The sequence below is a fragment of the Ruegeria sp. AD5 genome (genome assembly GCF_056542345.1).
In genome coordinates this window covers 226,287-249,661 of the sequence record NZ_JBQFZR010000003.1, presented here as the reverse complement: position 1 = coordinate 249,661, position 23,375 = coordinate 226,287, and the positions used below count along the sequence as shown (strand labels likewise).

Sequence of the window (23,375 nt, the reverse complement as noted above, 5' to 3'; positions counted from 1 at the left end):
AATTTAACGCAAAATCGCTGATAAGCCGTGTTTGTGATCACACAAAATATTCTCGTGATCACAAATCACATTCGATACCGCCAATGTTAGCGTTTTCAATGAAAAAGCAAAGTGATCACGAATCTATTATTGGAGCGGCGTCAGCCCTGCAGTCTGCTGTGTCACTTCGCGTAAAAGCTTCTTGCGAATACGTTCGGGATAATCCGCGAAGCCTGCTGCAGAGACGACAAAGGCCCCCTCGCCAACGATGACGTTCTCGAAGAAATAGGCTGTCAGATCGGGTTCACTTTCTTCAATCGCGATCGCGTTCACGGTGATGCCGCGATCCCGCAGTTTGGCGTGGATTGTCGATGGCTCGATTCCTTCATTCGAAATTCCGTCGCCCGAAAGATCAATAAGATGCCTTTCGCATTCGGGCACGTCGTCAAAGCTGGCAACGGTCATATCGAGCGCCTCACCTATCGCAGTTGAGAAGTTACGCCAGACACGAGGGTCAGCTGCGACCAGATCAGCAAAACTGTCCAGGGTGCTAAAACTATCGATCCGGGTCCAGGGGATCGTGATCCTCTGGCGAGAACTGCCTGTCCATTGCACAAGCATCAGCCGAGCCTGTCCGCGCACCAAGGCCTCGGATACGATAGGGTCCCGCAGACCTGCGGCAAGACCGTCCATTTGGATACGATATTCCTCGGAATCAACCGAGCCTGAAACGTCTACGGCCAAGGCCAGAGCCAAATCACAAGCATAGGCCTGAGATGCCAGATACAGGCTGGCGGCGAGCGCACGAAACATCATCATGCGCCAAGCGTAGCATGGATTTCGCGGACCGTGATCACATGAATGTCAGCCGCCAGAAGGCATTGGCTACATTGGCATAAGAGCCCAATAATCCAAATCTAACAGAACGTTAGACAGGTACTTACCCTCATCATTGCGCAAAGTGAAAGGCTCGCCACCTTTGGTCGCAACCAAGCGCAAGCGGATGGCACCGATTCCGGGAGTTCCGGTCTCGGCCTTGTCCAAAACTTCGGACCAGGCTTTGATCGTATCGCCCGAGAAACAAGGGTTGGCGTGGGCACCGCCGTTCAGGCCAACGATCATCTGCGCATTCGCCAGGCCATTAAACGACAAGGCACGCGCCATCGAGATAACGTGGCCGCCATAGATCAACCGCCCCTCTGGTCGGAAGGTGAGGTCGAAATGCACTTTGGCGGTGTTCTGCCACAGGCGGGTGGCCAGCATGTGCTCGGCCTCTTCGACGGTCACGCCATCGACGTGATCAATCGTTTCTTCCGTGTTGTACGCATCCCAGCGGTGGTTTTCGCCGGATTGTACAAAATTGTATTTCGAGAAATCGAGCCCCTGTGGTACCACCAGATCGCTGACATCAAGCGCCTTTTTCAGATTGGGCACCACCGTCTCTGATGCAGGCGCATCGAGGTTTGATTTGCGCACCATGACCCAGCGAACATACTCGATCACCACTTCGTCGCGTTGGTTCAGCCCGCGGGTGCGGACCCAGACGACACCGGTTTTGCCGTTCGAGTTCTGCTTGAGGCCGATCACCTCAGATTCAGCGCGCAGCGTATCACCGGGGTAGACCGGTTGCAGCCAGCGCCCTTCGGCATAACCCAGATTAGCCACCGCATTCAGCGAGATATCGGGAACCGTTTTACCGAACACCACATGGAAGGCCGCCAGATCGTCAATCGGACTTTGCGGCAGGCCACAATTCCGGGCGAACTCATCCGAGGAATAGAGTGCGTGTCGCGCGGGATAGAGCGCGTGATAAAGCGCGCGCTCGCCATCTGTCACCGTGCGCGGCACGGCGTGATGCAGGATCTGCCCGACTGAATAATCCTCGAAAAAGTTACCCGGATTGGTTTTTGCCATTATTGCTGTCCCAGTTTCATGTCGGGGGTGTAATCAGCGGCGACCTCTTTGGTCACAGCCTGCGCGCAACGCATCACGTTATTTGCGGCGTCAAAGGCATAAGACGGGTCGCCATAAAGCTCCCATCCCTTTGCCAACGCGTCCGAGACCTTGTGGCAGAAGGCTGATGTGTCTTCCTCGGTCAACAAACGATAAAGTTTCGCCATTGATTAGGCCCCTTATCCACCAAACGGAGACGGACCAACCAGCCCGTGAATATAGCCCACAACGCCCAGCAGCACGATGGAGCCCACAAAGAACATGGCATCTTTGCCGTATGTGCCGGGTTCGCCCGGTGCCCAGTCTGGTTCGGATTTGTTGATCACGATCACTTCGACAATTGCCCAGGCCAGCAAGCCACCAAACAGGATGATCGAGGCCAGATCACCGTTCACCAACAGGTGCGCAAATGCCCAGAGTTTAAAGCCACCCAGCATGGGGTGACGGACCTTGTTCAACAGGCGACCTTTGGTTCCCGCAGGGCTGGCCAGATAGAACGCGATCAACACCAGCAGGTTGTTGACGTGAATCAGAAAGGTTGGCGGCGCCCAGACATAAATGAAATCGGTCATGCGATAACCGAAGATCATCAACAATACCGAGGCCACCAAGGCGAGCGCCACGACGCCCTTGCCCGCGTCGCCCATGGCGGCACGTCGTTCCGGCATCGCGCGCTTAAAAAGATGTGCGGCCCACCAAAGTGCCACACCAAGGATCAGAAGAACAAAGCCCATACTGGCTTACCCCGCTTGCAAAGCTACTATCGCCTCTGCTTTTGCCAGAGTTTCGCGGGCAGTTACAACGTGTAGGTTTTCAACAATCTTGCCATCGACAACGGCGACCCCCTGCCCCTGAGACTCGGTTTCCTCGAAAGCGGCAATCTGACGGCGAGCCAGATCAATCTCAACTTCGGAAGGGGCAAAGGCGGAGTTTGCGATGTCGACCTGGGCCGGGTGGATCAGGGTTTTGCCATCAAAGCCCATGTCGCGGCCCTGGGCACACTCGGCGGCCAGACCGTCGGTGTCCTTGAAAGCATTGTAGACGCCATCGACGATGATCAGCCCCTCGGCCTTGGCCGCCAGCAGGCACAGGCCAAGCGAGGTCATCATCGGCAAACGGTCGGGGCGGAAGCGCGTCTGCAGCTCTTTCGCAAGATCGTTGGTCCCCATGACAAAGCCTGCCATCAGCGGATGTGCGGCAATTTCGGCTGCGTTCAGCATCCCGCGCGGCGTCTCCATCATCGCCCAGATCGGCAGGTCTCCGGTGATTGAGGTCAGCGCATCCACATCCGCAGCAGAACTCACCTTTGGCAACAGAACGGCATCTACATCCATCTCGCGCACGGCTTCGGCATCCGCGCGCCCCCATTCGGTATCAAGCCCGTTGATCCGCACAATCTTGACCCGAGCACCATAGCCTCCGGCGGCCAAAGCCGCCTTGAGGGTCTCGCGCGCGTTCTCTTTCTCATCAGCCGCAACCGCGTCTTCAAGGTCAAAGATGATGGCGTCCACCGGCAATGTGCGGGCCTTATCAAGCGCGCGTTCACGCGAGCCGGGGATGTATAGTACCGAGCGATAGGGGCGTTGGCGCGGGTCCACTGGACTCTCCCATTGAAATAATGTTGCGCGGAATGGGGCATTTTTTGACGGAAAGTTCAAGAACAAAATCGCCGCAGCGCAGCATTTCCTGCGCTGCGCAACGTGCGTTGCCTTAACGCGATGTCCTTTTGCCTACGGCACGCTGCTTTGAGGAAGAGCTTGAAAGGGGTGACCAATGAAAACGATTATGCTGAAAATGACGATTGGCTTGGGCATCATGGTACTGGCAGCGCAACAAGTCAGCGCACAGAATTGTGCGCCACGCGAAGACGTGATCAAGCGATTGACAAAGTCATATGGCGAAACCCGACGAGGCATCGGTATTGCGCGTCGGGGAGCGGTGATGGAGGTTTTTGCCTCGGACCAAACCGGCAGCTGGACCATTGTTGTGACCTTGCCGGAAGGTGTGACCTGCCTGATCGCCTCAGGCCAGTCTTATGAAACACTGGCCGAAGCATTGCCGCCCAACGCCTAAACCAGCGCATCCCAAATAAGTTTGCTTCCCGTCAGGGTCAGCAAGACGTAGGCAATGTTGAAAAACAATCGTTCGGAGAGCATGAAATGCGCCCGGACGCCCAGCCAGGCCCCGAGGATCGCAAACGGGGTCAGCAAGAGGTCTGCCAAGGCTGTGTGCCAGGTGAAGAGGCCCAGATAGGCGAAGGGCACGAATTTGACGGCGTTGATCACCCAGAAGACCAGCACGGTCGAGGCTTGAAATTCGGTTTTCGTCAGGCGTTGTGACAGCAGGTACACGGCGGCGGGTGGGCCGCCCGCATGGCTGACAAAGCTGGTGAATCCAGCGATCAGCCCGGCAAACAGGCCCGCCGATGGAGGCAACCGGTTGGCAAAGCCCCGCACCCAGCCTCTGGTCTGGGCAACGTGCCAGATCACGAAACCGACCGATATTCCGCCAATCAACAGACGTAGCAGATCGTCATCCGTCGCACGATAAAGCCACGCGCCCAGCGCGATACCGGGTACTGCGCCCAACATCAGAAGGCGCGAATCCGGCCAGCTCCAGCGTTTCCAATACGGCTTTAACGTCGCCAGATCGATCACCATCAGTATCGGCAGCATTAGCGCTAGCGCCTGTCCTGGCGTCAGTATCAGAGCCAGAATCGACGAAGATGCAAACGCCACTCCCGAGCCGAACCCACCTTTCGAGATGCCCGCGAAGATCACCGCCGGGATCGCCACTGCAAAAAACATCAGGTTCATCTCGAACATCAGGCACCCCGGAAATATGCATGATTCACAGGCGGTTTAGCGCAATCGGCGAGGTGTGTGCAAACGGTATGCGGTGGCATGCCGCGCCGCAGAAGGCTTGCGTGACGCCGCTTTTGCGACTAGCACAACCGCGATTTCAAAACCGACCGGAGATATTCCAAATGGCCAGACCCAAGATCGCGCTGATCGGCGCAGGTCAGATCGGCGGCACGCTCGCCCACCTCGCTGCAATGAAAGAACTTGGTGACGTCGTGCTGTTCGACATCGCCGAAGGCACCCCGGAAGGAAAGGCGCTGGACATCGCCGAATCCGGCCCCTCGGAAGGCTTCGACGCCAAACTGAAGGGCACCCAGTCCTATGAGGACATCGCCGGTGCCGACGTCTGCATCGTCACCGCTGGCGTGCCGCGCAAGCCGGGCATGAGCCGCGACGACTTGCTGGGCATCAACCTGAAGGTCATGAAATCGGTCGGTGAAGGCATCGCCGCAAACGCTCCGGATGCGTTCGTCATCTGCATCACCAACCCGCTGGACGCGATGGTTTGGGCGCTGCGTGAATTCTCGGGCCTGCCGCACAACAAAGTCTGCGGCATGGCGGGCGTTCTGGACTCGGGCCGTTTCGCACACTTCTTGTCGGAAGAGTTCAATGTGTCCATGCGCGACGTCACCGCCTTTGTTCTGGGCGGCCATGGCGACACGATGGTGCCTTCGGTACGCTACTCGACCGTTGCCGGTATCCCGTTGCCCGATCTGGTTGAGATGGGCTGGACCACGCGGGAAAAACTGGACGCCATCGTTCAGCGCACCCGTGACGGCGGCGCAGAAATCGTTGGTCTGCTGAAGACCGGCTCGGCTTTCTATGCACCGGCGACTTCGGCGATCGAAATGGCCGAAGCCTACCTGAAAGACCAGAAACGCGTTCTGCCCTGTGCTGCCTATTGCAACGGCGAACTGGGTGTCGACGGCATGTATGTCGGCGTGCCTACCGTAATCGGTGCAGGTGGTATCGAGCGCGTCGTCGACATCAAGCTGAACGAAGAAGAACAGGCCGGTTTCGACAATTCGGTCAATGCCGTTAAGGGCCTGATCGAAGCATGCAAGGGTATCGACAGCTCGCTGGCCTAAGTCACGAACCCTAGAACCAATGAACCGGCCCTCTTCACGGGCCGGTTTTCTTTTACACGGTGCCAAGCTGGCTAAAAGATGTTCGCGCAAACGTCGCAAAACTCATCTATGAATGTGTTTTGTGGGCATGATCCCGGATCATCGAATCAATTCCCACGCCCCGCAATTTTTGTGATCACACCCCAAAAACCTGTGATCACAAATACTGAAAATCTTCGACAATTTCCCGTGACCGGTCAAAAAACTCTTTAATTTTGGCGCTTAGACACCCCTATAACGGTGTAATCGTAGTCAGACGGGACAATTTCGATGAACATTCACGAATATCAAGCCAAAGCGCTTCTTCGCAGCTATGGCGCTCCGGTCTCCGATGGTCGCGCAGTTCTGCGCGCCGAGGAAGCCAAAACCGCAGCCGGTGAATTGGACGGGCCGCTTTGGGTCGTCAAGGCGCAAATCCACGCGGGTGGTCGCGGCAAGGGTTCCTTTAAAGAGGCCGACGCCGGTGAAAAAGGCGGTGTCCGTCTGACCAAATCGGTGGAAGAAGCCGCCGAAGAAGCCAAGAAGATGCTGGGCCGCACGCTGGTCACCCATCAGACCGGCCCCGCAGGCAAGCAGGTGAACCGCATCTACATCGAAGCCGGTTCGGGCATCGAACGTGAACTTTACCTGGCCCTGCTGGTGGACCGCCAGACCAGCCGTATCTCATTCGTATGCTCGACCGAAGGCGGCATGGACATCGAAGAGGTGGCCGCTGCGACGCCTGAGAAAATCCTGTCCTTCTCGGTTGATCCCGCCACTGGTTATCAGCCCTATCACGGCCGCCGCATCGCGTTCTCGTTGGGACTGGAAGGCGCGCAGGTCAAACAATGCGTCAAGCTGATGAACCAGCTCTACAATGCCTTCGTCGAGAAGGACATGGAGATGCTGGAGATCAACCCGCTGATCGTCTCGGACAAGGGCGACCTGAAAGTACTGGACGCAAAAGTCGGCTTTGATGGTAACGCGGTATACCGCCACCCGGATATTGCCGAGTTGCGCGACACGACCGAGGAAGACCCCAAGGAACTGGAAGCGTCCAAATACGACCTGAACTACATCGCGCTGGACGGTGAGATCGGCTGCATGGTCAACGGTGCCGGTCTGGCGATGGCCACGATGGACATCATCAAGCTTTACGGTGCCGAGCCTGCCAACTTCCTGGATGTGGGCGGTGGCGCGACCAAAGAGAAAGTGACCGAGGCGTTCAAGATCATCACCTCGGATCCGAACGTCAAAGGCATTCTGGTCAACATCTTCGGCGGCATCATGCGCTGTGATGTGATTGCCGAGGGCGTCGTTGCCGCGGTGAAAGAGGTGGGCCTGCAGGTCCCGCTGGTCGTGCGTCTGGAAGGCACGAATGTCGAGAAAGGCAAAGAGATCATCAACACCTCGGGCCTCGATGTGATCGCGGCGGACAACCTGAAAGACGGTGCCGAGAAGATCGTGAAGGCCGTCAAAGGCTGAATGTCATCCCGTAGGCTGGGCGTCAGCCCGCCTTTCCCAAGATTTTGGCGGGCAGAAGCCTGCCGTATAAAGGAGAACGCCAGATGGCAGTCCTCATCGACGAAAATACCAAAGTGATCTGTCAGGGCTTTACCGGCTCGCAGGGCACATTCCACAGCGAACAGGCCATCGCTTATGGCACCAAGATGGTCGGCGGCGTGACACCCGGCAAAGGCGGGATGGAGCACTTGGGTCTACCAGTGTTCAACTCGGTCCACGAGGCCAAGCATGTGACCGAAGCCAATGCCAGCGTGATCTACGTGCCGCCGCCGTTTGCAGCGGATTCGATCCTCGAGGCGATTGATGCCGAGATGGAAGTGATCGTCTGCATCACTGAAGGCATCCCCGTTCTGGACATGATGAAGGTGAAGCGTGCGCTGGAAGGGTCGAACTCGCGCCTGATCGGCCCGAACTGCCCCGGTGTCATCACGCCCGACGCCTGCAAGATCGGCATCATGCCAGGCCACATCCACAAGCGCGGCTCGGTCGGCGTTGTGTCGCGTTCGGGCACCCTGACCTATGAGGCCGTCAAGCAGACCACCGATGTAGGTCTGGGCCAGTCCACCTGCGTCGGCATCGGCGGCGACCCGATCAAAGGGACCGAGCATATCGACGTGCTGGAATGGTTCCTGGCGGATGACGAAACCGAGTCGATCATCATGATCGGTGAAATCGGTGGCTCGGCCGAGGAAGAAGCTGCACAGTTCCTGGCGGATGAGGCCAAGAAAGGCCGCAAGAAGCCCACGGCAGGGTTTATCGCGGGCCGCACAGCCCCTCCGGGCCGCCGCATGGGCCACGCGGGCGCAATTGTCGCCGGTGGCAAAGGCGGCGCCGAGGACAAGATCGAAGCCATGCGCTCGGCCGGTATCGTCGTGGCCGAAAGCCCGGCGCAGCTGGGTGAGGCTGTGCTGGAAGCCATCGGTTGACCAGAATTTGACTGCTTTGGGAGGAGCGGTAAACATGACTTTCGGCGAAGCCATTAAAACCTGTTTCTCCAAGTTTTTCACCTTTTCGGGCCGTGCCTCGCGGCCCGAATACTGGTTTTTTTTCCTGTTCATCGTGATCTGGAGCATCATTGCCGGGATCATCGACTTGCAGTTCTTCACTCAGGTCGCAGTGACTGAAACCGAAACATCCAAATCCGTCACGGCCACCTCAACAGGCCCGGTCCAAAGCATCGTCAGCCTGATCGTCTTTTTCCCGCATCTGGCCGTCGCGTGGCGGCGGATGCATGATACGGGGCGCAGCGGGCTTTATGCTCTGCTGCCAATCCTGCTGATCCTCGGTGCGCTGGCGGTTCTGATCTTTGGCATCGGCCTTGCCAGCCAGTTCCATGGCGGCACGTTGGATATCCTGTTCACCCGCGCAACTCTTCTTATTGTCATTCCGACACTTCTTGTCCTGTTTGTGTCGCCCCTCCTGGTTCTGTGGTGGCTGACCCGCCCCAGCGAACCAGGCACCAACCAATACGGTCCCAACCCATATGAGGTAGCCCAATGACCGAACACTCGCCCAACACCGCCTTTCATGCCTCAAGCTTCATGCAGGGGCATAATGCCGAATATCTGGAGCAGCTTTATGCCCAGTACACCAAGAACCCCGGTGCGGTCGACGCAGCCTGGGTCGAGTTCTTCAAGGCCATGGGCGATGACGCGCCGGATGTGCAGCGCGAGGCCGAGGGGCCTTCGTGGGCACGCAGCGATTGGCCTCCGATGCCTGCGGATGATCTGACCGGTGCGTTGACTGGCGAGTGGGCCGAGATCGACGCCAAGGCGGCAGGCAAGAAGATCAAGGGCAAGGCCGAAGCCAAGGGGGTCGAGGTCAGCGATGACCAGATCAAGCGCGCGGTGCTGGACAGCCTGCGGGCGCTGATGCTGATCAGGGCCTATCGTATCCGGGGCCATCTGGCAGCTGATCTGGACCCGCTGGGCATGCGCGCCGCCAGTACGCATCCCGAGCTGGACCCGAAGACTTACGGGTTCACCGATGCTGACATGGATCGACCGATCTTTATTGACAACGTGCTGGGCCTGCAGATGGCCAGCATGCGCCAAATCGTCGAGATCGTGAAGAGGACCTATTGCGGCACCTTCGCGCTGCAATACATGCATATCTCGAACCCGGAAGAGGCCGCGTGGCTGAAAGAACGCATCGAGGGGTTCGGTAAGGAAATCGCCTTCACCAAGGAAGGCCGCAAGGCGATCTTAAACAAGATGGTCGAGGCCGAGGGGTTCGAGAAATTCCTGCATGTGAAATACATGGGCACCAAGCGGTTTGGTCTGGATGGTGGCGAGGCGCTGATCCCTGCGATGGAACAGATCATCAAGCGCGGCGGCGCCTTGGGCCTCAGCGATATCGTGATCGGCATGCCCCACCGGGGCCGGTTGAACATTCTGGCCAACGTAATGGGCAAGCCCTATCGCGCGATCTTTAACGAGTTTCAGGGCGGAAGCTTCAAGCCTGAGGACGTAGATGGGTCAGGCGACGTGAAATATCACCTCGGCGCCTCCAGCGACCGCGAGTTTGATGGCAACAGCGTGCACCTGTCGCTGACGGCGAACCCCTCACACCTTGAGGCGGTAAACCCTGTCGTTCTGGGCAAGGTCCGCGCCAAGCAGGACCAGTTGAACGACGAGGACCGTACCAAGGTCATGGGCATCCTCCTGCACGGTGATGCGGCCTTTGCCGGTCAGGGCGTTGTCGCCGAAGGCTTTGGCCTGTCGGGCCTGAAGGGGCACAAGACCGGCGGCACCATGCATATCGTGGTAAACAACCAGATCGGCTTTACCACCGCGCCGCATTTCAGCCGTTCCAGCCCTTATCCCACGGATATCGCGCTGATGGTTGAGGCTCCGATCTTCCACGTGAATGGCGACGACCCCGAGGCGGTGGTGCATGCCGCCAAGGTGGCGACCGAGTTCCGCCAGAAGTTCCACAAGGACGTGGTGCTGGATATCTTCTGCTACCGCCGGTTTGGTCATAACGAGGGTGACGAACCCATGTTCACCAACCCGATCATGTACAAGAAGATCAAGACGCATAAAACCACGTTGTCGTTGTATACCGAGCGCCTTGTCAGGGACGGGCTTATCCCCGAAGGCGAGATTGAAGACATGAAGGCGGCCTTTCAGGCACATCTGAATGAAGAGTTCGATGCTGGGAAAGACTACAAGCCAAACAAAGCCGACTGGCTGGATGGGCGCTGGTCGCATCTGGACAAGCATAAAGACGAATACATGCGCGGTGAAACCGCAATTACACCAGAGACGCTGGCCGAGATCGGCACCGCTCTGACCAGCACCCCTGAAGGTTTTGCGATGCACAAAACCGTGGGCCGGTTGCTGGACCACAAAAAACAGATGTTCGAAAACGGAACCGGCTTTGACTGGGCAACGGGCGAGGCTCTGGCGTTTGGCTCTCTGCTGACCGAAGGCTACCCTGTACGTTTGGCCGGACAGGACGCGACGCGTGGCACATTCAGCCAACGCCATTCTGGATTTGTCCATCAGGAAACCGAGGAACGGTATTACCCGCTGAACAATATCCGCAAGGGCCAATCACATTACGACGTGATTGACTCGATGCTGTCCGAATACGCGGTGCTTGGGTTCGAGTATGGCTATTCACTGGCCGAGCCCAACGCGCTTGTTCTCTGGGAGGCACAGTTTGGCGATTTCGCGAACGGGGCACAGATCATGTTCGATCAGTTCATCAGTTCGGGTGAATCGAAGTGGCTGCGGATGTCTGGTCTGGTCACGCTGCTGCCGCATGGGTTCGAAGGGCAAGGCCCAGAACACTCATCTGCACGGCTTGAGCGGTTCCTGCAGATGTGCGGTCAGGACAACTGGATCGTGGCGAACTGCACAACGCCTGCGAACTATTTCCACATCCTGCGCCGTCAATTGCACCGGACCTTCCGCAAGCCGCTTATCCTGGTGACGCCGAAGTCGCTGCTGCGCCATAAGCTGGCGGTCAGCAAGGCCGAGGAATTCACCACAGGCTCGAGCTTCCATAGGGTGCTGTGGGATGATGCTCAACAGGGCAACTCGGACACTAAACTGGTGGCAGATGACAAGATCAAGCGGGTCGTCATGTGCTCGGGCAAGGTCTATTTTGATCTGCTTGAGGAACGTGATGCGCGCGGCATCGACGACATCTACTTAATGCGGATCGAGCAATACTATCCTTTCCCTGCGCATTCGCTGATCAACGAGCTTGAGCGCTTCAAGGGGGCCGAGATGGTCTGGTGTCAGGAAGAACCCAAGAACCAGGGGGCTTGGACCTTTATTGAGCCCAATATCGAATGGGTTCTGACCCGCATTGGCGCAAAACACACTCGTCCGGTCTATGCCGGTCGCGCAACTTCGGCCTCGCCCGCGACGGGTCTGGCCAGCCAACACAAAGCCCAACAAGAAGCGCTGGTGAACGAAGCGCTGAGCATTGAAGGAAAGTAAACGATGACGATTGAAGTTCGTGTTCCCACGCTGGGCGAGTCTGTCACCGAAGCCACCGTTGCGACTTGGTTCAAAAAACCCGGCGATGCAGTCGCCGTAGATGAGATGCTATGTGAACTTGAGACCGACAAGGTCACGGTCGAGGTGCCCTCACCCGCTGCTGGCGTGATGGGTGAGATCGTTGCAGCCGAAGGTGAGACCGTGGGCGTCGATGCCCTGCTTGCCACGATTGCGGCGGGCGAAGGAGCTGCGCCTGCTCCGGCAGCGGCGGCCCCGGCCCCGGCGGCAGCGGCACCCGCAGCATCAGGCGGCAGTGTGGATGTGATGGTGCCGACATTGGGTGAATCCGTCACCGAGGCTACAGTCTCGACATGGTTCAAACAAGTCGGCGACAGCGTTGCACAGGATGAAATGCTGTGCGAACTGGAAACCGACAAGGTCTCGGTCGAGGTCCCTGCCCCGGCGGCAGGCGTTCTGGCTGAAATCGTTGCGCCTGAAGGCAGCACGGTCGATGCTTCTGCCAAATTGGCGGTGATCTCGGGCGCAGCCGCAGGTGCGGCAGCGGCTCCGGTGGCAGCCGTCGCCGCTCCGGTTGCAGCCAGCACAGGTAAAGACGTGTCCAACGCTCCATCGGCTGAGAAAGCGATGGCCGAAGCCGGTCTGTCTGCGGATCAGGTCACTGGCACCGGACGCGATGGTCGTATCATGAAAGAAGACGTGGCAAAGGCAGTTGCAGTAGCTACGGCCCCAGCGCCTGCGGCGGCTGTGCCCGCCCCCGCTGCCCAAGCTCCGCGCGCGCCTGTGGCTGCCGAGGATGCGAGCCGCGAAGAGCGCGTGCGCATGACCCGTCTGCGCCAGACCATCGCCAAGCGCCTGAAGGACGCGCAGAACACCGCCGCGATCCTGACCACCTATAACGAGGTGGACATGACTGAGGTGATGGCTTTGCGCAACCAGTACAAGGACCAGTTCGAGAAGAAGCATGGCGTACGTCTGGGCTTTATGTCCTTTTTCACCAAGGCCTGCTGTCATGCGCTGAAAGAAGTGCCCGAAGTGAATGCCGAGATCGACGGCAATGACATCGTCTACAAGAACTTCGTGCATATGGGTGTGGCCGCAGGTACGCCGCAAGGGCTGGTGGTTCCAGTCATCCGGGATGCGGACTCCATGTCTTTCGCAGCGATCGAGAAAGCCATCGCCGAAAAGGGCAAGCGCGCCCGTGATGGTAAACTCTCGATGGCGGAAATGCAGGGCGGCACGTTCACGATCTCGAACGGAGGCGTCTACGGCTCGCTGATGTCTTCACCGATCCTGAACCCGCCGCAATCGGGCATTCTGGGCATGCACAAGATCCAGGATCGTCCCATGGTCATCAATGGTGAGATCAAAATCCGCCCGATGATGTATCTGGCGCTGTCTTATGATCACCGTATTGTGGACGGCAAGGGTGCTGTGACATTCCTTGTCCGCGTAAAAGAGGCGCTGGAAGACCCGCGCCGTCTGCTGATGGATCTGTAAGATGGCGACTCATGTACTGTGGCAAGCCGATGTGGCCGATTTCGATGCCTGGCTGAAAGTGTTCCGCGAGGATCAACCGATGCGCAAGGCCGCGGGTATCCGCGACCTGCATGTCTGGCGCGATCCAGATCAGCGGGATCATGCGATAGCGATGTTCGAGGTTATGAATCTGGATAAGGCCAAAGCCTTTTTTGGGTCCGAAGAACTGGCGATGCACCATGAACGCGGCGGCATTGCGCATATATCAATCAAGCTGCTGGAACCCGTTTGAAATATAGGTACCCGACCCGCCATACCGGATCGGGACGCTGCCGGATCAGCCGGTCGATTTAGGAGAATGTAATGGCAAATTATGACGTCATCGTAATCGGCGCCGGACCAGGCGGCTATGTCTGCGCCATCCGTTGCGCCCAACTGGGCCTTAAAACCGCAGTTGTCGAGGGGCGCGAGACGCTGGGTGGGACTTGCCTGAACGTGGGCTGTATCCCCTCGAAAGCATTGTTACATGCCAGCCATCAGTTGCACGAGGCCGAACACAACTTTGCAAAGATGGGACTGAAGGGGAAGTCACCTTCGGTCGATTGGAAGCAGATGCAGGCCTACAAGGACGAGGTCATCGATGGCAACACCAAGGGCATCGAGTTTCTGTTCAAGAAGAACAAGATCGATTGGCTGAAAGGCTGGGGCTCAATCCCTGCTGCGGGCAAGGTCAAGGTTGGTGATGAGGTCCATGAGACCAAGAACATCATTATCGCTTCGGGCTCTGAGCCATCGGCACTGCCTGGCGTCGAGGTTGACGAAAAGGTCGTGGTGACTTCGACTGGCGCGTTGTCTCTGGGCAAAGTTCCCAAGAAAATGATTGTGATCGGTGCCGGTGTGATCGGGCTTGAATTGGGCTCGGTCTACAGCCGTTTGGGCGCAGAGGTGACGGTGATCGAATTCCTCAAGGAAATCACGCCGGGTATGGACCCCGAGGTTCAGAAGACTTTCCAGCGCATCCTGAAGAAACAGGGTTTGAAGTTCGTCATGGGCGCTGCGGTGCAAAAGACCGAAGCCACCAAGACCAAAGCCAAGGTAACGTACAAGCTGCTCAAGGATGACAGCGAGCACGTCATCGATGCTGATACCGTGCTGGTGGCCACCGGGCGCAAGCCCTATTCGGAGGGTCTGGGGCTGGATGCTTTAGGCGTCGAGATGACCCCGCGCGGCCAGATCAAGGTCGGCAGTGATTGGCAGACCAACGTGCCGGGCATCTACGCCATCGGCGACGTGACCGAAGGCCCGATGCTGGCCCACAAGGCTGAAGACGAGGGCATGGCCGCAGCCGAGCAGGTTGCAGGCAAGCATGGTCATGTGAACTATGGTGTTATTCCTGGGGTCATCTACACTTGGCCCGAGGTGGCCAATGTGGGTGAGACCGAAGCGACACTCAAAGAACAGGGCCGCGCCTACAAGGTCGGCAAGTTCATGTTCATGGGCAATGGCCGGGCCAAGGCGAATTTCGCAGCCGACGGGTTCGTCAAGATTCTGGCAGACAAAGAAACCGATCGCATTCTGGGCGCGCATATCATCGGCCCCGCGGCCGGAGACCTGATCCACGAGGTTTGCGTCGCCATGGAATTCGGCGCATCAGCCGAAGATCTGGCCCTGACCTGTCACGCTCACCCGACCTATTCCGAAGCAGTGCGCGAGGCGGCGCTCGCCTGTGGTGACGGGCCAATTCATAGCTGACCAAACCTGAGCAGGTCCTCTACCTAGTCTCCTTGAGCGGCACCCCGTGTCGCTCAAAACCATTTGCGGCAGGTGATCAGACGCGGTTTACTGACTCCATTGCTTTTGGAAAGGAAGTCAGATGAGCGTCAGTTTACAGGTGATCTATCCCATAGGTACAGAAACACATTTCGATTTCGACTATTATGTCGACACACATCTTCCGCTTGTCGGCGAGCACATGGGGTCACATATCGAACGTACGGTCGTAACCAAAGGCATTGCGGGAGGCCCTGAAGCGCCAGCAGGTCATTACGCGATCGCAACGATCATGTTTGAAGATCAGGACGCCATGAACGACGCTATGTCAAAGGCAGGCCCTGTCCTGGCCGATCTGCCAAACTTCACCAATGTCAAACCGCAGATGCTGATCGGTGAGGTGATCGGCTGAATCAGAGCCATCCTTGCCTACCACATGGTTTTAGCGGCGCGGGCACCCCATTCCTGATCATATTGCGCGCCGCCTTCCTCTCCTGACGTCATTTCCGACAATATCTCGCCAGCCGTCGGCAGGCCCTCGCTTTCATCGTGGCCACTCCAGGTTCTGGCCCGGATCAGGGCGCGCGCGCATTGTGTGTAAATCTCGGATATCTCGATTACGATGACGGTTGCGGGGCGTTTTCCGTGTTTTTCGAACCGGGCGCGCAGGGCTTCATCAGCAGTCAGTTGAGCGTTCCCATTTACCCGAACCACATTGTTCGAACCGGGCACCATGAACAACAATGAGACGCGTGGATCGAGTACGATATTTCGCAGGGAATCCAAGCGGTTGTTTCCCCGCCAATCCGGCAGTGCCAGGGTGCCTTGGTCCAGTTCCAACACAACTGGCTCTTCATCTCCACGCGGGCTGCCATCGACACCTTCGGAGCCGACGGTGCTGAGGATACACAAGCGTGAGGCCATAATCCATTTGCGGTAGAGCGGTGTTAGCCGCCGCGCCACTTTGCGTATGGAGGCTGCGCCGGGCGTGCCATACAGAGCCTCAAGGGCAGTGATATCCTTAACGAATTCCATCCGGATCAAACCCCACTTCTCTCATCAATTCGTTCGAGCGTGTCTCAATCACGTTTTCCAGCCGTTCCAGAAAGGCATTCCGCGCAACGCCGGGTTCGATTGGATTTAGGAAATCGACAATCGCCGTGCCGGGCTTGCGCATGACACCGGTTCTGGGCCAGAAGACGCCCGCATTTGTGGCAACGGGTACGCACGGGAACCCGAGCCCTTCATACAGAACCGCCGTTCCAACCTTGTAAGGCTTGTGTACCCCTGGCGCGACGCGCGTACCTTGCGGGTAGATCACCAACTGACCGGGTTCGCTGAACTCGCGCGCAACATCCTTGACCATTTTGGCAACCGCCGCCCCTCGTTTTCCGCGATTGACCGGGATACATCCCAGACGGCGCGCATACATGCCAATGACCGGCGTCCACAGAAGCTCTCGCTTCATGATGAATTTGCCGTGTGGGATGGCGTCGAAGATTATAATGATGTCCAGAAACGACTGGTGCTTGGCGCCGATCACAACCTCGCCATGTGGGACTTCCCCGCGCACTTCGCAGCGAATACCGACCATCCAGCGGGCCAACCACTTGGTTGTGCGCGCATAGGTTTTGCATGCTCGCAATGCGCCACGCTTGGCGAACAGCGCATAGGGGGCAAAGACAAGCCCCAGCACCAGCATCCAGGCATAGATGGTGATCATAAAGATCAGCGACCGGACCCATTGAATAGCCATGAACATCACGAAAGCTCCTTCAACTTGCGCTGCGCGGCTGACCATGTGGCCAGAAACGCAACGGCCGCGCCCAATACCGGGATCAGCACGGGCAGGATCCAACCGATACCCTGAAACCCAAGGCCAGTGAGAAAACCACCCGCATCCGAGGCTTCGGGGAGCAACAATACACCCGTCATACCCAGCAAAGTGCCAACCGCTGCCCCAAACAGCGCCCGGAACGTAAAGCGGCGCACGAACGCTCCGGCGATGAACCGGTCCCGCGCGCCGACCTGACGCAGAACCTCGATTATCTGCGCGTTGGCGGCAAGCGAGGCGTTGGCGGCAAGCGTGATCATGGCGGCAGTGGCGCCACCGATCAGCAGGATCGAAATCCAGCCCAGACGCCGCAGTGAATTGGCCGCATCAACCAATGGCTCGCGCCAGCGAGTGTGATCATCCAGCACTGCGCCCGGCACCTCAGCCCCTAGCCGCAGCCGCAGGCCAGCCGCATCAAGACCCGGCTCACCTTCGATAATCTCTATCAGCTGCGGGATTGGTAAAGTGTCCAGAGGCAAGTCCGGTCCGAACCAGGGTGACAGCAGTATGGCCTGCTCTTCGCTCGTCAACGCGCGAGCCGAAGCCACACCCGGCGTTTGCTGGAGGACATTCAAAGCAGCCTCGGTTTGCGCCGCACGTTGATCTGCAGGGGCATTGATCCGCAAGGTCGCTGCCCCCGCCAACTCGGAAGCCCAACGATCCGCCACACGGCCCGAGGCTAACGAAAGAGCCAGCGCAAAAACCGCCAGAAAGGCCATCGCACCAGACACGAACAGGGTCAATTGCGCGGTAAAGCCCGTGGGTGGCACCACCCGGTCGGCACGGGTGTCGCGGCGCAGCAGGTTGCGGATCGTGCCCTTGCTCATAGATCCGCCCCCGCAAGCTGCACCCGGCGCTGCGCGATGCGTAGAACGCGAGCCTGAACCTGGCTTTTGGCGGCGCGGATCAGGCTTAGGTCATGGGTGGCGATCAGCACGGTTTTTCCCATCCTGTTCAATTCAACCAGCAGGCGCAGAAGTCGTTGCGACATCTCCCAGTCCACATTGCCGGTGGGCTCATCCGCAAGCACCACATCGGGTGATAGGATGACTGCGCGGGCCAATGCGGCACGCTGGCGTTCGCCCCCCGATAGTTCAGGCGGGTGCGCCTCAAGCCTGCTGCCAAGCCCGACCCAGCCCAGCAGTTCGGTCAGATCGTCCTGCTGCCCATTTTCAGAGCGCCCCGAGACCATCAGCGGCAACGCGACATTCTCGGCCAGCGTCATGTGATCCAAAAATCGGCAATCCTGATGCACCACGCCAATTCGGCGGCGCAGCAGCGCCATCTGATCACGGTCCATGCGGGCGATATCCTCGCCAAAGGCCATCAACCTGCCCGAGGTTGGCAACAACGCGCCATAACAGAGTTTCAGCAATGTGGTCTTGCCCGCACCCGAAGGCCCGGTCAGAAAGTGGAACGATCCGGGCTGCAATTGCAGCGAAACATCGCTCAGCAACTCACCACCGCCGTAGGTATAGCTGATATTCTCCAGCTCGATCACGCCTGCCCCCTTTGTTCTGCTCACCTCTTGCCCGAGCGCAGCGGTGGATTCAATGCCTCGGGCGGGGCCAATTGGCGACACTTGGCCCGCGAAACCGAAAACACGCTTTGCTGTTGGGTCTTAACGGAATATCATCCCTGAAAAAACTATTATCAGGCCAGCCTTGAAGGCCAGGAGGCAGAATGCGTTTAACGTGTCCGAATTGCAGCGCCCAGTACGAAGTCCCGGACGAAGTGATCCCCGAGGACGGGCGCGAAGTTCAATGCTCGGCCTGCGAAGAGACCTGGTTTCAGGAAAAGTATCCAGTCGCCAGCAAAGCAGAGCCGGAAGCGAAATCTGCGACTGCAATCCAGGCAGCCTTTGCCGAACCGGAAGATGTTAAGTCAGAAGATGCGCCAGAACCCGATACGGCCAAGGCCGAGCCAGAAAAGGTTAAGGCAGAAGACATACCAGAACCCGATGCGCCCGAGGAATTGAGTGTTGGAAACGTAGACCCAGCGGTATCCAGCATCCTCAAGGAAGAGGCTGCACGCGAGGCAGAGCTGCGCGAGCGTGAAGGCAGCAATCTGGAAAGCCAACCTGATCTGGCATTGGATCCGCCTGAGGAGCCCAAAGTCAAACCGAAACGGCCCTCGGCCACTGAAACCGCCGCTGACGCAGGTCAGAAAGATGAACTGCCGGATGTTGAGGCGATCAACTCGGGTCTGCGCAGCGACTTGACATCGGACGAAGCTGAAGCCGTTGCTCCGGCCCGCAAATCCGGTGGGTTTCTGCGTGGCTTTGCCTTGATCATTATCATCGGCGTTATTCTGTTTCTGATATATGGAAACGCCAATCAGATCAGCGAGGCGGTTCCTCAGGCTGATCCGATGCTGAAATCATATGTCTCACTGGTCGATCAAGCGCGCCTTTGGCTTGAGACACAGACCGGGGGCGCAGGGCAGAACTAGAACCTTTCGAGCAATCGCTTGAGGTATTCCAACTCGATCTGAGGCCGATCCTGTTCACCGGTCCTACGGCGGATTTCATCCAGCAACTCGCGCGCACGGCGATATACATCTTCGCCTTGCAGCAGGTTGTCGTCGGTCGAGATTGATCCCGCGGAACCTGGCGTACGACCCAATGGATCGCGGTTATTGGCCTGCATGTCGCCGGCCTCGGTCCCTTGACCCGGCTGGTTCTGCTGGTTCTGCGCCAGGGCTTCGCCCAGTGAACGCATGCCTTCGCGCAAGGCTTCCATCGCCTCGGATTGACGGTCAATCGCCTCGGCCAGATCATCGCTGCGCAAGGCGTCTTCGGCGTCGTCCATGGCCCGGCCCGCACGGCCCAATGCTTCGCGCGCAGCGTCGCCTTCGGGTGTACCACCGCCGGGCAGACCTTGTTGTTGCCGACTCAACTCATCCCGCAGCGCCTGCTGCCGATCCGCCAGTGACCCCTGACCTTGCTGGCCTTCACCAGCCTCATCCTGCCCCTGGCCCTGGCCGCCCTGGCCTTCATGGCTCTGGCCGCGTCCCAGACCACCGTTGCGACCCTCATTGCCCTGACTTTCGCCCGCTTGCGCACCGGGGTTGAACTGTTCCTGCAGGTCGCGGAATGCCTGATCGCTGAGGCCCTGTTGTTCGCGCAGGGTTTCTGCCAGCCCTTCCATGGCCTGCTGTCCTTCGGACTGGCCACCTTGGCCCTGCCCTTGTGTGACGCGCATGTTTTCCATCATTTGCTGGAACTCTTCCAATGCCTGCTGCGCCTCGGCCATGCGGCCTTGTTCCATGAGCTCCTGAATGCGGTCCATCATTCGCTGCAGGTCATCCTGCGACATCTGCAGGGTTTCGCCGTTCTGGCCCTGCTGTCCTTGCTGCGTCTCACCGTTTTCCTGCGCCAGACGCTGGAGTTGCCGCATGTAATCCTGTGTCGCTTCGCGCAGCTCCTGCATCAGTTCGGCAATCTCTTCGTCGCTGGCACCGTTCTGCATCGCTTCGGTCAGACGCTCCTGCGCACGACGCATCCGTTCCAATGCGTCGGCCAGCGTGCCATCCTCGATCAGAACCGCCAGATCCCACAGTGCTTGCGAAATTTCTTCCTGCTGTTTGACGTTCAGTGCGCCGTATTTGTCGAAGGTCTCCAGCCGCCGCAGGATCACACGCAGACGCAGATACGCTGTATCTGAGCGGAACAGGTCCTCGGGTAGGTGCGAAACCGCGCGCAGCAATTGCGATACACGCAGCGCGTTTTCGCGCGACCAGAGCAGATCGCGCCGCTGTTCGATCACCGCAGCAGCCAATGGGTCAAAGAACCTACGGGCCGGCAGTTCTGTCAGATAAGGTTCCGCCACCGTCTCTTGATCTGCCGCGTCGATAGCCATGAGGGTTATTTTCACTGGCAAATGTGCCCAAGGGTGCTGCGAGAAATCCTCGATCAAGTCTTCGGTGAAATCGGTCCGATCGCCTGTAATCGGCATTGGCAACTCGACCGTAATGATCTCGCGCGGTTCTGGCTCGGTCGCAAGACCGAATTGACGGTTGACCGCAGGCAGGTCCAATTCGATCCGGGCGGTGCCGGAGACGATTCCATAGTCATCCGCAGCAGCGAAAGGCAGCTTCATCTGTCCGCCAGTCTCTGATTGCGCCACTCCTGCCGTCGCGATCCTGGGCGCAGTGTCTGGAAGGATCTCAAGCGCCCAATCGCGCCCGGCCGGGCCATCGATCCGCATCTGACCCGAGCGTTCGGCAACAAATTCCTGTTCCGGTTCTGTCGCGGCTTCGGTGCCCAGAGGTGTCGAAGATTCTGTCAGGCTGTGTGCGCCGACCTCGCCATAGAATCGTAGCGTGATGCGGCTGCCTTTAGGCACCGTCAACGTCGGATCGGTCTGATCGGCAAGGTAGAGCGTTGGCAGCCCGGTGTAGCGCGGCGGTTCAACCCAACCCTCCCAAGTCGGGCCCTGCCCCGCCTGAGCGGTCCCCGGCGTCATGTCAGCGACCGAGCCTATCCGCCAGAACGAGCCGAACAGAGCCGCAACGACGAGTGCCAATAAGGCAGCATAGCGAAGCGCATAGGGATCGCGAGACGCCAGCCGCAAGTCGGGTTTCACCGGATCGGCCTTTGATGCACGATCTGCCATGCGCGTCTGGTGCGCATGCCACAGTGCCACCGAATCCGCATCCATCGCACCGATTGCCTGATCGTCCATCAGTGCTTGTATCGGGCGTCCGGGCAGGGTTTCATCCAGCCGAACCAGCGCCTCGGCCCGGGTTGGCAGGTGGAACCGTCTGATTCCCAAAACCGCTGTCGCAATTAAAGCAATCAATCCGACCGCTGCAGAATTCCAAACGGCTTCAATGCGCACAAGATCGTGCAGACCCAGCATCAGGGCGGCCAGCAGCGCCATAAGAATAGAAAAGAACGGCCAGAAGGCGCGCATCACCTGCTCAGCCAGCATACCCCCGTGCGTCAGCCACAGGGACAGTCTTGGAATTGGCAAGGTCTGGTTGTCGCGCAAGGCGGGCCTCCTGATCGGCCCGACGCGCCTATCGCGTCAAAGCCACTCAGGTATGGTATCGCGGTTTATGATTTCGTCAAAGCTTGGGCGTTCACGAATTACGGCAAATTGATCCCCGTTCACCAGAACCTCAGGGATCAGGGGCCGCGTATTGTATTCGCTAGACATGACTGCACCATAGGCACCTGCACTGCGGAATGCGATAAGATCGCCCGATTTCAGAGGGGGCATGTTGCGCCGTTTGGCAAATGTATCACCAGATTCGCAGACCGGGCCGACGATGTCATAAGGGCGCTGTTCGACCCCTGCGGCAGGTTCTTCGACCGCCACTATATCATGATACGCCTCATACATCGCGGGGCGGATCAGGTCGTTCATTGCGCCATCGAGGATCAGGAAATCGCGGTCTTCGCCGGATTTAACATAGATGACCTTGGACACCATCAGACCCGCATTGCCAGCGATCAGCCGACCGGGCTCAATCTCGATCTCGCAGCCCAGATGGCCCAGTGTTTTCTTGACCATCGCACCATATTCAACCGGCAGCGGCGGCGCGTCGTTGGAACGGGCATAAGGAATACCCAAACCACCGCCCAGATCGAGGCGGCGGATGTTATGCCCCTCTGCGCGTAGGCGCTCTGTCAGTTCCGCAACCTTGTTATAAGCCAGCTCAAACGGTTCCAACTCGGTCAGTTGTGAGCCGATATGAACGTCGATCCCAATCACCTCCAGTCCCGGAAGGCTTGCGGCCAGTGCATAAACCTCGGACGCACGCGAGATTGGGATGCCGAACTTGTTCTCGGACTTGCCGGTGGCGATCTTGGCGTGGGTTTTTGCATCCACGTCCGGATTCACCCGAACAGTGATCGGCGCAACCTTGCCCAATTCCAGTGCAACCGCATTGATCACCTGCATTTCGGGCTCGGATTCGACGTTGAACTGACGAATTCCACCGGTCAGAGCGGTACGAATCTCATCCGCTGTCTTGCCGACGCCCGAAAAGACAATCTTGTCTCCGGGCACGCCCGCGGCTTTGGCGCGCAGATATTCCCCGCCCGAAACCACATCCATTCCCGCACCTGCCTGCGCCAGCGTCTTCAGGATCGCCTGATTGCTGGCCGCTTTCATCGCATAGCAGACCAGGTGATCAGTGCCCTCAAGCGCGTCATCGAACAGCTTGAAATGCCGCTGCAGCGTCGCCGTCGAATAGACATAGAACGGGGTTCCGACCGCGGCTGCGATTTCGGAGATTGGCACATCCTCGGCGAAAAGCGCGCCGTCGCGGTAGAGAAAATGATCCATGCCTGCGCGCTTAGACCAAAAGAGGTATGTGGATCAAATGATTCCGGTAGGGTTGTGGTCACCGTCGCGGTTCAGAACGTCTTTGACGCGCCAACCCTCGC

23 protein-coding genes are annotated in these 23,375 nt (G+C 58.4%); 11 read left to right on the top strand and 12 right to left on the bottom strand.

Features of this window, described 5'->3' with window-relative positions; genetic code table 11:
• Window positions 1-126: 126 nt before the first annotated feature.
• The 5 genes from ACR0JG_RS17620 to ACR0JG_RS17600 form a co-directional block, all read right to left on the bottom strand.
• Window positions 127-798: a DUF1194 domain-containing protein gene (locus ACR0JG_RS17620; protein ID WP_480571519.1), complete on the bottom strand. Its 672-nt coding sequence runs from the start codon at window positions 796-798 to the stop codon at window positions 127-129.
• A 66-nt stretch (window positions 799-864) separates the two neighbouring features.
• A complete protein-coding gene (locus ACR0JG_RS17615; protein WP_480571516.1) occupies window positions 865-1,893 on the bottom strand; it encodes a MaoC family dehydratase in 1,029 nt (342 codons plus the stop codon).
• Entirely contained in the window at window positions 1,893-2,099 is a 207-nt protein-coding gene (locus ACR0JG_RS17610; RefSeq protein WP_170408336.1) for a DUF1737 domain-containing protein, read from the bottom strand. Before ACR0JG_RS17610 ends, ACR0JG_RS17615 begins: the two co-directional genes overlap by 1 nt.
• Before the next feature lie 12 nt (window positions 2,100-2,111).
• Entirely contained in the window at window positions 2,112-2,666 is a 555-nt protein-coding gene (locus ACR0JG_RS17605) for an NnrU family protein (RefSeq protein ID WP_170395794.1), read from the bottom strand.
• Window positions 2,667-2,672: 6 nt separating this feature from the next.
• The gene (locus ACR0JG_RS17600; RefSeq protein ID WP_480571514.1) at window positions 2,673-3,530 is read right to left on the bottom strand and encodes an HpcH/HpaI aldolase/citrate lyase family protein; all 858 of its coding nucleotides are present in this window, start codon (window positions 3,528-3,530) and stop codon (window positions 2,673-2,675) included.
• Window positions 3,531-3,705: 175 nt separating this feature from the next.
• Between ACR0JG_RS17600 and ACR0JG_RS17595 the strand changes: the two genes are divergently transcribed.
• Complete coding sequence (locus tag ACR0JG_RS17595) at window positions 3,706-4,005, top strand: hypothetical protein (RefSeq protein ID WP_170408338.1); 300 nt, start codon at window positions 3,706-3,708, stop codon at window positions 4,003-4,005.
• On the opposite strand, the gene ACR0JG_RS17590 is transcribed toward ACR0JG_RS17595, so the two are convergent.
• Window positions 4,002-4,757, bottom strand: a complete 756-nt coding sequence (locus tag ACR0JG_RS17590; RefSeq protein WP_170395788.1) for a sulfite exporter TauE/SafE family protein — start codon at window positions 4,755-4,757, stop codon at window positions 4,002-4,004. The genes ACR0JG_RS17595 and ACR0JG_RS17590 overlap by 4 nt on opposite strands.
• Before the next feature lie 161 nt (window positions 4,758-4,918).
• On the opposite strand from ACR0JG_RS17590, the gene mdh reads away from it, so the two are divergent.
• The 9 genes from mdh (at window position 4,919) to ACR0JG_RS17545 (ending at window position 15,556) form a co-directional block, all read left to right on the top strand.
• Window positions 4,919-5,881, top strand: coding sequence for a malate dehydrogenase (gene mdh / locus ACR0JG_RS17585; protein ID WP_170408340.1), 963 nt, complete (start codon window positions 4,919-4,921; stop codon window positions 5,879-5,881).
• A 309-nt stretch (window positions 5,882-6,190) separates the two neighbouring features.
• Window positions 6,191-7,384, top strand: coding sequence for an ADP-forming succinate--CoA ligase subunit beta (gene sucC, locus ACR0JG_RS17580; RefSeq protein ID WP_170395786.1), 1,194 nt, complete (start codon window positions 6,191-6,193; stop codon window positions 7,382-7,384).
• Between the two features lie 83 nt (window positions 7,385-7,467).
• A complete protein-coding gene (gene sucD / locus ACR0JG_RS17575) occupies window positions 7,468-8,349 on the top strand; it encodes a succinate--CoA ligase subunit alpha (RefSeq protein ID WP_170522246.1) in 882 nt (293 codons plus the stop codon).
• Window positions 8,350-8,383: 34 nt separating this feature from the next.
• Window positions 8,384-8,923, top strand: coding sequence for a DUF805 domain-containing protein (locus ACR0JG_RS17570; protein WP_480571511.1), 540 nt, complete (start codon window positions 8,384-8,386; stop codon window positions 8,921-8,923).
• The gene (locus ACR0JG_RS17565) at window positions 8,920-11,877 is read left to right on the top strand and encodes a 2-oxoglutarate dehydrogenase E1 component (protein ID WP_480571508.1); all 2,958 of its coding nucleotides are present in this window, start codon (window positions 8,920-8,922) and stop codon (window positions 11,875-11,877) included. Before ACR0JG_RS17570 ends, ACR0JG_RS17565 begins: the two co-directional genes overlap by 4 nt.
• A gap of 3 nt (window positions 11,878-11,880) precedes the next feature.
• Complete coding sequence (gene odhB, locus ACR0JG_RS17560; RefSeq protein WP_480571505.1) at window positions 11,881-13,395, top strand: 2-oxoglutarate dehydrogenase complex dihydrolipoyllysine-residue succinyltransferase; 1,515 nt, start codon at window positions 11,881-11,883, stop codon at window positions 13,393-13,395.
• A gap of 1 nt (window position 13,396) precedes the next feature.
• The gene (locus ACR0JG_RS17555) at window positions 13,397-13,666 is read left to right on the top strand and encodes a hypothetical protein (RefSeq protein WP_170395780.1); all 270 of its coding nucleotides are present in this window, start codon (window positions 13,397-13,399) and stop codon (window positions 13,664-13,666) included.
• Window positions 13,667-13,737: 71 nt separating this feature from the next.
• On the top strand, window positions 13,738-15,126 hold the full coding sequence (gene lpdA, locus ACR0JG_RS17550; RefSeq protein ID WP_170513084.1) for a dihydrolipoyl dehydrogenase: 1,389 nt from the start codon (window positions 13,738-13,740) through the stop codon (window positions 15,124-15,126).
• A 121-nt stretch (window positions 15,127-15,247) separates the two neighbouring features.
• Window positions 15,248-15,556, top strand: coding sequence for an EthD family reductase (locus ACR0JG_RS17545; RefSeq protein WP_170513910.1), 309 nt, complete (start codon window positions 15,248-15,250; stop codon window positions 15,554-15,556).
• Window positions 15,557-15,573: 17 nt separating this feature from the next.
• On the opposite strand, the gene ACR0JG_RS17540 is transcribed toward ACR0JG_RS17545, so the two are convergent.
• From ACR0JG_RS17540 to ACR0JG_RS17525, 4 genes are read right to left on the bottom strand one after another with little or no spacing between them, the layout of a single operon-like run.
• On the bottom strand, window positions 15,574-16,179 hold the full coding sequence (locus tag ACR0JG_RS17540) for a pyridoxamine 5'-phosphate oxidase family protein (protein ID WP_480571502.1): 606 nt from the start codon (window positions 16,177-16,179) through the stop codon (window positions 15,574-15,576).
• Window positions 16,166-16,906, bottom strand: coding sequence for a lysophospholipid acyltransferase family protein (locus ACR0JG_RS17535; RefSeq protein ID WP_480571499.1), 741 nt, complete (start codon window positions 16,904-16,906; stop codon window positions 16,166-16,168). The genes ACR0JG_RS17540 and ACR0JG_RS17535 overlap by 14 nt, the downstream gene beginning before the upstream one ends.
• Window positions 16,906-17,805 carry a cell division protein FtsX gene (locus tag ACR0JG_RS17530; RefSeq protein WP_480571495.1) on the bottom strand — a complete coding sequence of 300 codons (900 nt, stop codon included), beginning with the start codon at window positions 17,803-17,805 and terminating at the stop codon, window positions 16,906-16,908. The genes ACR0JG_RS17535 and ACR0JG_RS17530 overlap by 1 nt, the downstream gene beginning before the upstream one ends.
• Window positions 17,802-18,479: a cell division ATP-binding protein FtsE gene (locus ACR0JG_RS17525; protein ID WP_170423929.1), complete on the bottom strand. Its 678-nt coding sequence runs from the start codon at window positions 18,477-18,479 to the stop codon at window positions 17,802-17,804. Before ACR0JG_RS17525 ends, ACR0JG_RS17530 begins: the two co-directional genes overlap by 4 nt.
• Window positions 18,480-18,661: 182 nt before the next feature.
• On the opposite strand from ACR0JG_RS17525, the gene ACR0JG_RS17520 reads away from it, so the two are divergent.
• On the top strand, window positions 18,662-19,429 hold the full coding sequence (locus ACR0JG_RS17520) for a zinc-ribbon domain-containing protein (protein ID WP_480571492.1): 768 nt from the start codon (window positions 18,662-18,664) through the stop codon (window positions 19,427-19,429).
• Here the strand turns inward: ACR0JG_RS17520 and ACR0JG_RS17515 are convergent.
• Together ACR0JG_RS17515 and lysA are read right to left on the bottom strand one after the other, a co-directional pair.
• Window positions 19,426-21,912 carry a TIGR02302 family protein gene (locus ACR0JG_RS17515; protein WP_480571589.1) on the bottom strand — a complete coding sequence of 829 codons (2,487 nt, stop codon included), beginning with the start codon at window positions 21,910-21,912 and terminating at the stop codon, window positions 19,426-19,428. The genes ACR0JG_RS17520 and ACR0JG_RS17515 overlap by 4 nt on opposite strands.
• Window positions 21,913-22,008: 96 nt before the next feature.
• A complete protein-coding gene (gene lysA / locus ACR0JG_RS17510) occupies window positions 22,009-23,274 on the bottom strand; it encodes a diaminopimelate decarboxylase (RefSeq protein WP_480571489.1) in 1,266 nt (421 codons plus the stop codon).
• Between the last annotated feature and the right edge of the window lie 101 nt (window positions 23,275-23,375).